We start from the raw sequence: 10,976 nt of genomic DNA on the forward strand, positions 1-10,976 counted from the left end.
TATGGCGAAAGTCATAGCCATTGCCAATCAAAAAGGCGGAGTAGGTAAAACTACGACTGCAATTAATTTAGCTGCATCACTTGCTGCAAACCGTCTGCAAGTATTGCTCATCGATTTAGATCCTCAAGGTAATGCAACCATGGGAAGCGGCGTTGACAAAAATCAACTGGTTCATACCACTAATGACGTATTATTACGTGATTGCCTGGCAGAACAAGCTTGTCTTTCTACTACCTGCGGCTATGATTTAATTCCAGGGAATGGTGATCTGACCGTAGCTGAAGTAAGCCTGATGGATAGAAGCCATAGAGAAACATTTCTCTTTAAAGCATTACAGCCCATCAAAAATAATTATGATTTTATTCTCATTGATTGTCCGCCGGCATTAAACACTCTGACCATTAATGCATTCGTTGCTGCTGACTCAGTACTCATTCCTATGCAATGCGAATATTATGCCCTTGAAGGATTGGCAGCCCTGTTATCAACCATTGAACAGGTTAAATCATCAGTAAATCCTCGTTTACATCTTGAGGGTGTGCTTCGTACCATGTACGATGCGCGTAACCGTTTATGTGCAGAAGTATCTAAACAATTATTAGAACACTTCTCCACTAAAGTTTATAGAACGGTAGTTCCGCGTAATGTCAGACTGGCAGAAGCTCCAAGTCATGGATTGCCCGCATTACAATATGATAAAACATCAGCAGGTGCCGCGGCTTATATGGTGCTCGCCTCTGAAGTGATAAGTAAACAAACCGTAGCAGGCTAATTTGGGGTTAATGTATGACAGTAAAACGCAGTAGTTTGGGGCGTAATTTATCCGCCTTATTAAGCCAGTCGAGCAGCACGCTACTTAATGAGAAACCACATGAAAAACCACAGTCTGATTCTCTTAAATTAGCACTTAATTGCCTGCAGCCAGGGAAATATCAGCCTCGTGGTGAAATGGAGCAGGCTCCGTTACAAGAACTTGCGGAATCAATTAAAAAGCAAGGACTATTGCAACCCTTATTAGTACGCAAGCTCAATAGCGGCCAGTACGAAATCATTGCCGGAGAACGACGCTGGCGCGCCAGTCAAATCGCTGGATTGACCGAAGTCCCTGTAATTTTAAGACAGGTTGATGACGAGACGGCCATGGCTATGGCTTTGGTTGAAAACCTGCAGCGTGAAGACCTCAACGCGATGGATCAGGCACGTGCCATGCAGAGACTAACCAGCGAGTTCGCTCTGACTCATCAACAAGTTGCCGATTTATTATGCAAGTCCAGAACGGCAGTAAGTAATTTCCTGCGCTTGCTTTCACTCTCTGTTTCGGTCAAAAAACTGTTGGAACATGGTGATATCGACATGGGACATGCGCGTGCGCTACTGATGTTAGATGAAGAACAACAAATCCAGGTTGCCCAATTGATCGTTGCCAAAAATTTATCAGTCAGAGAAACTGAAAAATTGGTAGAGCGTGTTAAGGCAGGTAAAACAGAAGCAGTGCCAGTTGAAGAACCAGCTCCTCTATATAAAGAAAAGCTCAGCTCTTTAGCCCAACATCTGCAAACTCAGGTTAAATTAAAGCCAGGTAAATCAGGCAAAGGCTCTCTGGTTATTCATTATGAGAACCCCAATACTCTGCAAAAAATTTTTGAACAACTGATGAACTAAGCAGAACGGATCCTGAAATACAACTTAGCTTGATTCCCAGAGCAATTACAAAAATGCCTTCATAGAGGGCTATTATTACACACAGGATTACGTAACCTCTAATAAGCCTAGGTAAAAGAAAATAACTATTCCGAGACATCAGCTTGTTAACGATCCAAAAACTAAGTATTATTTTTCATTAAAAATAAATAGCCAAGGAAGGGGTAACATCTCAATCAATCAGGTAAACACTGTACCAGCTTACCGCGAACAAGCCCCGCTGCCATCAAAAATTAAGGGATTTCACATTGCTTCGTAGCCCGCATTAGCCTAGCGTAATGCGGGAAAAACTGCCCAGCCTTAGTGAATGGATCCCTGTATTACGACGGGTTACAACATTTTAACTTAATAGCAGAGGGACAAATCGCAATATGTCGGGAAGTTATTGAGATGAGCGCAAGGGAGCGTCGGAAAATGAACCGACAACGAGGCATAAAACTTAAACCGGTTATGCTATAGAACAATCCCATACCTGAATTTGGACAATTATAGGTATGTTCTATGAATCATAAAATAGTAAAATCATTTACATTAATAGTTATGTTGACTGCACTGCAAAACGTGTTTGCAGTGTGCACGATTCTCACTTCCTCGAGCACAGAGGCTACACATTTAAACGATGGTATTAGCATCCTCCTGTCTTCCAACAAAGAATGCCCCAAAGATGTATTTGAATTTCGTAAACAAATCAAAACAGCGCATTTGACCATTGAAACCACAATGGTGGCAAACCGGGGATATCATAATCCCTCAGAAGGAAGTTTTAGCTTTTTTGAAGTGGTAACAGGAACGCTTGATGCAACGATGATTCAACGTGGAGATTTTTTCTTTGGCCATTTTACAACGGTTGATGAAAACAACGAGCTAACCGCTGATCAAGGCCCTGCTGCTGAACCCAGGCTTATGATAGAAGCGTTTGCCTGGGATGCGAATAAAAAATTATTTAATTTTTATGAATTAATTGGTGATGGGAATAATAATCAGTGGTTCTATCGCGGTGATTCTGCCGATATCTATGCCGATAATATGCTGTTACACCGCCAACCCGATCCTTCCCATCCTCAATTTGGCACCCGCCTGCGTTGCTCAGGTTGCCATGGTTCTGCGGCCCGATTATGAAAGAAATTCATCCGCCTTATAATGACTGGTGGGAGCCCATCAGACAACTTGATTTTGACGGGAGAAAATTAAATGAATCGCTTTTTGATATGGTTGAACATTTATTGCCTCCAGCCCGATTAGCAGAAAGCGTCATTTTAGGAATGAATAAATTAGAAGACAGTAAGAGTATACACAATGCAACCTCACTGCAAGAAAGACTACGGCCACTATTTTGCCCTGTTGAAATCAACTTAGCATCAGATATGGAGCCAAATGAAGCAAAAGAAAATGATATTAAAATCCCTGTTGAATTTTTTATTAATAAAAAATTAACTGACAATCACATTGCATTTATTGCCATCACGCGAAGCGCTTATGAACATGCTCTGACTTTAACTGGAAGTCATTTCCCAGAAACCTTATTGCCTGATGCAGATCATGCATGGTTAACCCCTATCAAGGCAGTATCAGATCAACGTGCAATTGAGCACCTAATCAAAATAGGGTTGATTGATGATAAATTTGCATATGATGTTTTAAGTGTAGACATGACCAATCCCATATTCTCCAATGCACGATGTGGTTTACTAAAGTATGTTCCTAACACCTGGGCCAACGATTGGAAAAACAAATTTATTCAAGGGGTTAAATCGTCCCATGATGCCATTGCTCTGGAGTTAGTAAACCAGCTCACTAATGCAGCTCGTACTCCCGAATACCACCGGCAAAACGAAATGAATTTCTTAAGGAATTGTGTAGAACAATTAAAAAGCGAAGAGCAGGTTAAAAAATTATTTTTATTGTTGATGCAGCGTCGTGAAGAAATTAAAGCATCCGAACTATCAAAAAATCGACGAGGCCAAATTCTTGAGCCAGGCTTCCGCGTGATTTTTCCTGAAATAAAGATAAAACCAGTGCCTGGTCAATTGGTGTTAACCGACACTTGTGAAGTAAAGGAGTCTGCTCAAATTTCTAAGTTCCGTTAACAAATTGTATTTATCGCATAAAGGTGCCTTGGGGAGCACTACCTCGCAAATTTTGTTGTTCCAACGCAGAAAGGGATGACTATTTAAACAATTCTATTGTTAGAAAGAGTTCTAATTTGATGACATTCATAGCCACCTGACCCGTGCCCTTATCATTAGGCTGCTCCCCAATGGGGTAGAACAACAAATAAGGACACAGAACCTGGAGGTTTTTAACATTATTTAGGTGTGTGTTGCGATGATTGTTTTGCTTCCTGATGATTGGCAATTTGAGCAATCAAAGAATTTTCGTTTCTAAGCTCCTGTTGAATTTCGTCTGAAGTCATTTGCTTCCATTCGATTTGGCCTCTTTCTCGTGAAACGGCTTTGGCACAACAAGCTTTACCATTTTTAATCTCGATACTGAAGTTCCTGTCTCGGACATAAGCCAAACCAGTATTTGCTCCTATACCAAGATGAAAGCCATACTTACGATCAGCAATGTGGCCTGCTTGGAATTCTTTAAATTGGCCTTTTTGGCTGAGTCCATTGGAACATAATTCATCCATAATAAAATGTTTAATTAAATCCAATTGCTTAATTGGTGCTTTTACTGAAAAGAAACCCGAAGCATTGCTGCTTACTTTAAGCTGTGATTCAGAATTTACCGCTTCTTTTTCCTCATCGACTATATTCAGTGCTGTTAACATAATTTGAGTGGCATCATAATAAGTAACATGCAGCAATCGAGATGCAATCTCAACGATGTTATCGAACAGAAGCCCTGGCGTGCTCGCATAACCTTGCGTAATCCAGGTAAAATCTGAATCACTCGCATTGGCCAATGCAGTCGCTTGAGCTACTGTAAGCCCATACTTATCGACACACTTAACCAATAATGCTATATCAGGATTTTTTGATGCTAATAGCATGTTCCCAAGCACTCTTTCTTCCATACATCGAAGGGAAATTATCTTTTTGACTAAAATCAGCGCCATGCTCAAGAAAAAGGGCAATTACTTTTGGTTTACACGCTAAAATCGCTGAAATGAGCGGTGTATTGCCTCCTCTCTCCATGCTATTGACAATATCTGGGGTACTAGAAATGAGTTCGTTTAATGCATCCATATTTTCTGCCTGAATGTATTGCTCAATCTCAGACCATTGTATTGCAGAGACAGGCTTACCACTTGGCATTATTGCTGCGGGTGCGGTGTTACTACCCTCCACTAAGCGTAATTGTCTTTTAAATTCTTCGCGCAAAGAGGTAGTTGAGGTGGTGGTCAATGAATTGGCATTCTTAGCTAATTCCGTAACGCCAATAGCTTCTTTTGCTACTTTATCGTTTTGCACTAGTGTCGTGGCGGCATTACAAATTGAGGTTAACGGAACACTGGTTTGCATTACATAGGAAGGTTCGTACTTGGTTTCTGGATTGTATTTCCTGCCTAAAAAGACATGAGCCTGTTGCTTAAGCCAAGCGCTTTGTATTTCCATGCCCCATTGTGCAGGATCAGAACCTAAAACGAGCATCCCTTGATCCAAGGAATTAAAGCCCTTAGTGTCGGCAAGCACAATCACTTTATTGCCTATCAGGTATAGATTAAACGTTGTTGGACCAAAAAATATCTTGGTATGATGTTCGTTTTCATGATGAATTTTAACTGATTCATTGACATCGTTAACCGTTACACCTGCTTGTCGTATATGCTGTTCCGCTCTCACTTGAGATGGGCTTTTGAGTGTTTCTTCTTGTTCTACCAGAGGATATTTGCCAGCAAACCCTGTAACAAAAGCTGAGATTAAGAGGGGTTGAGCGAGTGGATCAGTTAAAACATTATGATTTTGTGCAGGATAGCAAGCGAGTAGTGCATTAAACGCCTTTTGAGCCGTTTCCCCAGGAGTACTTTCTTCAGTAAAATGCACTCCCCTTGAGCCGCTTAAAAATTTGAAATATCGTTGTTCAAAATCGGTCAAAGAATTGTTATTTGCATCATGAGCGAAGCGATCATTTTCAGGAATGAGCAATTATTGTCCATGGAGACGTCTCATCTGCACGAAAAAAATGAATCAAGGTGTTGCGTACATAAGAACCCCAATATGGATAAAGTAATTGCGCAGAAAATGCCATATGGTTCGGTGTGGTAATAAATGGATTGATCGAAGGATGATTGGCATCCATCGCTTTTACTGATTTTTCTTTGTTCTTCGCTTGCATTGTTTGAGTCCTTGTAGTCGAAAAATTGTTGATATTGCGCAATCTAATATCTTTACTGCGCAAGACAATTTTGATCTATGTGGCACATACTTGTCCAGATGATTTTTTTATAACTTATATCACTTATTCTGATAACAGATTATTCTAGTTCACTTGATGGTGACGTATGATTGAAGAGGGTAAAGGTAAAAGAGGCAGGAGAGGCCCAACTCGGGTGTTCGCACCTTCCTTGAATTATTGTTGGCTTTATAGTTGTTGTTCAAAATTCACATGGGCCCCCCTTAATGATAAGATGAGGACAGCTATGACAGTGTTCTTTCGCATAAGGATTATGAAATGCCAAACTCTTCCCATTTTTTTCCTAAAACCTCATTTTTTATTAATCAAAAAACCCCAGATCCCCAAAAGAATTTTTTTGAGAACTATTCGGATCATTTAGGGTTCCTTATTATAAAATTTGAACAGAAATTTCTACAACTGCAACAAATGGACTCCGCACAAAATGCGTTGCACTTTATAAGCAAAGAAGCGCTTAGACGATTGAATATGTTTGAACAACTACGTGATCGCTACGATTATTTCGATGAAATCCTTGGCGCCACGGCGCTTCCAGCATTGTGCCTTATTACATCGATCGCCTCATTAAGTGCTGCATTATGGGAAAGTACACAGGCCTTAGCTATTAAAACAGGCTTTACACGTAATGATAATGAAGATCATTTAACCGATGCTGGAGGGTTCTTATTGATTTCTGTAGCATCGATTCTGTTCTCCATTGCCAGCCTCCTAAAATCGGCAATAAGTATAGTGACTCGCCCTATTGTTACCGCACTACAAGGATATGCGGAACAAGATGAAGATCGATTTCACAATGAAGAATCAATGGTTGGTCGAGTGCTCTTCGGATGAAGATGCGACTGTTCCGAGGGATGCTCGTCAATTGCTCCCTTGGATGACTGGATTGATTATTGTTTCCGTTATTCAGGACGCCATAAATTTGTTTTCATCAAATCTAATATTGTATTGCCCTGTCCGTTAATAATAGCTTTCATCATATAGAGGCTGAATCCTTTGACGTGCTCCATCCCAATAGTAGGCGGCATGATTAATTCATTACGATTAATGACTACATCCACCAAAGCAGGGCCGTTATGACTAAATGCCTGTTGTAAATCAACTTGTAATGTTGAAGCACTTTCAACTCGAAAGCCTTTAATACCGATAGACTCCGCCATGGAAGCAAAGTTTGGATTTTTTAATTCAGTGCTGTAATCCAGCATACCGCCAACATGCATTTCCATTTCAACAAAACCCAAAGTACCATTATTAAATACAACAATTTTAATAGGGAGTTGTTCTTGAATCAGGGTTAAAAGTTCTCCCATTAACATACTAAATCCACCATCACCACACAGTGCAATTACCTGCCGTTCAGAATAAACAGACTGAACCCCGATAGCTTGTGATAAAGCATTAGCCATGGAACCATGATTAAATGAGCCTAATATTTTGCGTTTACCATTCATCTGTAAATATCGGGCCGCCCATACAGTAGGAGTGCCCACATCAGCTGTAAATACAGTATCGTCATTAGCAATGCTATTAATACATTGGGCAACAAATTGAGGATGAAGTGGCGATTTATCAGGTGTTTTTGTTGCCAATGCGTCTAATCCTTTACGCGCTTTAAGATAATGAGCTCTGGCTTTATTTAAATGCTCACTATCGTTCTTGGGCTCTAGCAACGACAATAATGCATTTAAAGTACAATTAATGTCTCCCACCACACCTAAATCAATGGTCGTGCGTTTTCCTAATTGTTCCCCGTGCAAATCAATTTGAATAATGTGCGCTTTATCAGGATAAAATTGGCGATAAGGGAAGCTGGTGCCAAGTAAAAGCAACGTATCACAAGCTTCCATTGCGTAATAGCCTGAACTAAAACCAATTAGCCCTGTCATACCGACATCATAAGGATTGTCATACTCAATATATGGCTTACCACGGAGTGTATGCACAACAGGTGCCTTTAACGTGTCACATATTTTTATCAATACATCATGAGCGTCAGCCGCACCAATGCCACAGAATAATGTTATGTTTTTCGCGTCATTCAGGCGCTTTGCGATATCCTGTAATACCGCCACTGGCGGTACTACTTCTGGTTTGACATAGAGTGATTTTTTTTTGTTCGCTAGATGAGGAGCGCATTGAAGAGCAACATCACCAGATATAATCAAGACGGCCACACCTGATTTGGCAATCGCGGTTTGCATGGCAATTTCCAATAATCTCGGCATCTGCTCCGGGCTTTCCACTACTTCGCAAAAGCAGCTGCAGTCTTTAAATAAAAGATTCGGATGAGTCTCCTGAAAGTAATCCCCTCCGATTTCAGCACTGGGAATATGAGCAGCGATTGCCAACACTGGTGCCCGACTGCGTTGGCAATCATAGAGCCCATTAATTAAATGTAAATTCCCCGGTCCACAACTGCCGGCACAAACCGTCAGCTCACCCGTTAACTGAGCTTCTGCACCAGCAGCAAAGGCAGCCGCTTCTTCATGGCGTACATGCACCCAAGCTATATTTTTTCGTTTTTGCAGCGCATTAGTAATGCCATTTAATGAATCGCCAACAATACCGTATATTCGTTTGATTCCTGCATTTTCCAAAGTATCAACAAAAACTTCTGCAACATTTGGCATAATTTAATCCCTGTCTCAAATGAATGTGTCCCTTGAAATAAGAATAGTGCATAAAACCTATCTTAGGATTACTTTGGATGCAATCAATTTAGCTCATCATGTAATTTATCGTTTTTAGTACGGTTAAGAACAATAAATCGGATTACTATCATCAGTATACAGGCCGAATTTTACTGCCGCGAACAATATCATGAACCCGACAAAAAACTCAAAAATGTTCTTTTTAAGCTAGACTTACAATATGAGCTCATATTGATCAGCATGAACCATTAAAACACATGGCAATTAACATACCGATTTGTGCCATGTGACGAGCTTTATATTATTAGGGAGATTGCGGTGTTAATTCAACCCGTACAACCTGTATATGTTACGATTAAAATTGGCGAAAATATTTATGAATGCCAAATGATTAGTTTGTCCGAAACAGAACTGGTAATCAACTGTAATGACTATATGGAAAAAGACAGCCTGGTTTTATTCATTGCAAAATATTTTCGTGGAGCAGCAAGGATTAGGGAAATTGAGTTTATCCAGTTTTTTTTCACGTACAAATTGGAAATAGATACCATTCAATTTCAACCAGGGCTGCTCATCAACACTCGGTTGTAACGAACAACAAGTTCCTACCTTAATCCACGAAGTGCCAAGTCCTCCTTCAAATGCCAATCACTCATTTGCACCTTGTTTACAATTTACGGGTTAACGCTGTTCTGCAAATTACTTTAAAACAGAGAATTAAAAGACTTTTTAGATAGCACTGACTTGTTATAGACCTGAAGCCCAAGGTCAATCGCTGATTACAAATACATAAGAAGTAGAGGTGCCAACAATACATTAACTTATTGTTAAATTTACAGTTATAATCTTTTTTATCAGAATATCAACAAAACATTAGGCATGTATTGACGAACCCAATTAATTTGTTAAGCTGACTCCAATAAAATCTTTAAAAAGAAAGTCATTTGCTTTTAGCGCAACATGAGCGCGCGAGCAGGCACTCATGTTGCGCAGGTTTAATTTGAAACATCAAGGAACGATAATGATTCAACGAATCATCAATAGCTTATTAATCACGGGCATTATTTTACTGAGCTCACTGGCTTATGCCGATGCCGGGCTCTTTTTCAAGATTACGGAATCAGGCCCTCCTGCAACAATAGATCTGGTTTTATGCTTAAATGGCAAAATCCCAGCATCCTGCCAGAACTACCATGTATCAGCCCAAAACCTGCTTATCAGTACAGTGACTAATAGGCACTATCCTGATGCAGGACTCAAGATCCTTACTGACGGCTATCAGCCAGCTGGATGTACTCTGCAGTCTAGTCCTGGTCGCTATTGTTTGTTTGCTGCCAACAACACGCCGGTGGCAATTCATCTAAATTCAAGTACCCAGAAACAGAATCAAACGCTCACCTTTACGAGTACCGCGCCATCAAACCCGATGCCAGGGGGCACGTATCTCGTTACAGCAGCAGCGAGTTCTGGCTTGGCGGTAGACATCACTGTAGACCACAACAGTAGCAGCGTATGTTCAATCAGTGGTAGCACCGTAACATTTAACGCGACAGGAACATGCATCGTGAATGCCAATCAGGCAGGTAATGCACAACACCATGCAGCCTCGCAAGTGCAACAAAGCATGACGGTAAGCCAACAGAACCAAACCATTACCTTTACCAGTGTGGCACCATCTCTCCTAATGCCAGGAAACACATATAACGTTGCTGCGACAGCAAGTTCCGGTTTGGCGGTAGACATCACCGTGGATGCCAGCAGTAGCTGGCGTATGCTCAATCAGTGGCGACACCGTAACATTTAATACTACAGGTATCTGTATTGTGAATGCCAATCAACCGGGTAATACACAATACCATGCAGCACCGCAAGTGCAGCAAACCATGACGGTAAGCAAACAAAGCCAAACCATTACTTTTAGCAGTACCCTGCCATCAACTCCGATAGTAGCTGACACGTATAACGTCACAGCGACAGCAAGCTCCGGCTTGGCGGTAGACATCACCGTGGATGCCAGCAGTAGCAGCGTATGCTCAATCAGTGGCGGCACCGTAACATTTAATACTACAGGTACCTGTATTGTGAATGCCAATCAACCGGGTAATACACAATACCATGCAGCACCGCAAGTGCAGCAAACCATGACGGTAAGCAAACAAAGCCAAACCATTACTTTTAGCAGTACCCTGCCATCAACTCCGATAGTAGCTGACACGTATAACGTCACAGCGACAGCAAGCTCCGGCTTGGCGGTAGACATCACCG

At 41.1% G+C, this 10,976-nt stretch carries 12 protein-coding genes; 8 read left to right on the top strand and 4 right to left on the bottom strand.

Annotated elements, in window-relative coordinates:
* Nucleotide 1: 1 nt before the first annotated feature.
* The 4 genes from Q0495_RS13935 (at nucleotide 2) to Q0495_RS13950 (ending at nucleotide 3,788) form a co-directional block, all read left to right on the top strand.
* A complete protein-coding gene (locus tag Q0495_RS13935) occupies nucleotides 2–772 on the top strand; it encodes a ParA family protein (RefSeq protein ID WP_298627370.1) in 771 nt (256 codons plus the stop codon).
* A 14-nt stretch (nucleotides 773–786) separates the two neighbouring features.
* Nucleotides 787–1,662 carry a ParB/RepB/Spo0J family partition protein gene (locus tag Q0495_RS13940; protein ID WP_298627372.1) on the top strand — a complete coding sequence of 292 codons (876 nt, stop codon included), beginning with the start codon at nucleotides 787–789 and terminating at the stop codon, nucleotides 1,660–1,662.
* Nucleotides 1,663–2,202: 540 nt separating this feature from the next.
* On the top strand, nucleotides 2,203–2,820 hold the full coding sequence (locus Q0495_RS13945; RefSeq protein ID WP_298627374.1) for a hypothetical protein: 618 nt from the start codon (nucleotides 2,203–2,205) through the stop codon (nucleotides 2,818–2,820).
* Nucleotides 2,817–3,788, top strand: a complete 972-nt coding sequence (locus Q0495_RS13950) for a hypothetical protein (protein WP_298627376.1) — start codon at nucleotides 2,817–2,819, stop codon at nucleotides 3,786–3,788. The genes Q0495_RS13945 and Q0495_RS13950 overlap by 4 nt, the downstream gene beginning before the upstream one ends.
* A 218-nt stretch (nucleotides 3,789–4,006) precedes the next feature.
* Here Q0495_RS13950 and Q0495_RS13955 read toward each other — a convergent pair whose 3' ends face one another.
* The 3 genes from Q0495_RS13955 to Q0495_RS13965 are packed head-to-tail and all read right to left on the bottom strand — an operon-like array spanning nucleotide 4,007 to nucleotide 5,985.
* On the bottom strand, nucleotides 4,007–4,699 hold the full coding sequence (locus Q0495_RS13955; protein ID WP_298627378.1) for a hypothetical protein: 693 nt from the start codon (nucleotides 4,697–4,699) through the stop codon (nucleotides 4,007–4,009).
* Entirely contained in the window at nucleotides 4,674–5,795 is a 1,122-nt protein-coding gene (locus Q0495_RS13960; RefSeq protein ID WP_298627380.1) for a hypothetical protein, read from the bottom strand. Before Q0495_RS13960 ends, Q0495_RS13955 begins: the two co-directional genes overlap by 26 nt.
* Entirely contained in the window at nucleotides 5,782–5,985 is a 204-nt protein-coding gene (locus tag Q0495_RS13965) for a hypothetical protein (protein WP_298627382.1), read from the bottom strand. Before Q0495_RS13965 ends, Q0495_RS13960 begins: the two co-directional genes overlap by 14 nt.
* A 336-nt stretch (nucleotides 5,986–6,321) precedes the next feature.
* Here Q0495_RS13965 and Q0495_RS13970 point away from each other — a divergent pair, with 336 nt between their 5' ends.
* A complete protein-coding gene (locus tag Q0495_RS13970; protein ID WP_298627384.1) occupies nucleotides 6,322–6,894 on the top strand; it encodes a hypothetical protein in 573 nt (190 codons plus the stop codon).
* Between the two features lie 68 nt (nucleotides 6,895–6,962).
* On the opposite strand, the gene poxB is transcribed toward Q0495_RS13970, so the two are convergent.
* The gene (gene poxB / locus Q0495_RS13975; RefSeq protein WP_298627386.1) at nucleotides 6,963–8,690 is read right to left on the bottom strand and encodes a ubiquinone-dependent pyruvate dehydrogenase; all 1,728 of its coding nucleotides are present in this window, start codon (nucleotides 8,688–8,690) and stop codon (nucleotides 6,963–6,965) included.
* A gap of 339 nt (nucleotides 8,691–9,029) precedes the next feature.
* On the opposite strand from poxB, the gene Q0495_RS13980 reads away from it, so the two are divergent.
* The 3 genes from Q0495_RS13980 to Q0495_RS13990 form a co-directional block, all read left to right on the top strand.
* Complete coding sequence (locus tag Q0495_RS13980; protein ID WP_298627387.1) at nucleotides 9,030–9,302, top strand: hypothetical protein; 273 nt, start codon at nucleotides 9,030–9,032, stop codon at nucleotides 9,300–9,302.
* Nucleotides 9,303–9,732: 430 nt separating this feature from the next.
* Nucleotides 9,733–10,515 (top strand): hypothetical protein, encoded by a 783-nt coding sequence (locus Q0495_RS13985; RefSeq protein ID WP_298627389.1) that lies wholly within the window; start codon nucleotides 9,733–9,735, stop codon nucleotides 10,513–10,515.
* 19 nt (nucleotides 10,516–10,534) lie between these two features.
* On the top strand, nucleotides 10,535–10,976 hold a 442-nt coding region (locus Q0495_RS13990), incomplete at its 3' end, for a hypothetical protein (RefSeq protein ID WP_298627391.1).

The sequence above is a fragment of the uncultured Legionella sp. genome (genome assembly GCF_937871865.1).
In the GTDB taxonomy this organism is placed as follows: Bacteria; Pseudomonadota; Gammaproteobacteria; order Legionellales; family Legionellaceae; genus Legionella.

Bases quoted from the DNA above. Each gene is read 5' to 3' on its own strand.
- Q0495_RS13935 (WP_298627370.1), top strand. From the start codon at position 2: ATGGCGAAAGTCATAGCCATTGCCAATCAAAAAGGCGGAGTAGGTAAA.
- Q0495_RS13940 (WP_298627372.1), top strand. From the start codon at position 787: ATGACAGTAAAACGCAGTAGTTTGGGGCGTAATTTATCCGCCTTATTA.
- Q0495_RS13945 (WP_298627374.1), top strand. From the start codon at position 2,203: ATGAATCATAAAATAGTAAAATCATTTACATTAATAGTTATGTTGACT.
- Q0495_RS13950 (WP_298627376.1), top strand. From the start codon at position 2,817: ATGAAAGAAATTCATCCGCCTTATAATGACTGGTGGGAGCCCATCAGA.
- Q0495_RS13955 (WP_298627378.1), bottom strand. From the start codon at position 4,699: ATGCTATTAGCATCAAAAAATCCTGATATAGCATTATTGGTTAAGTGT.
- Q0495_RS13965 (WP_298627382.1), bottom strand. From the start codon at position 5,985: ATGCAAGCGAAGAACAAAGAAAAATCAGTAAAAGCGATGGATGCCAAT.
- Q0495_RS13970 (WP_298627384.1), top strand. From the start codon at position 6,322: ATGCCAAACTCTTCCCATTTTTTTCCTAAAACCTCATTTTTTATTAAT.
- poxB (WP_298627386.1), bottom strand. From the start codon at position 8,690: ATGCCAAATGTTGCAGAAGTTTTTGTTGATACTTTGGAAAATGCAGGA.
- Q0495_RS13985 (WP_298627389.1), top strand. From the start codon at position 9,733: ATGATTCAACGAATCATCAATAGCTTATTAATCACGGGCATTATTTTA.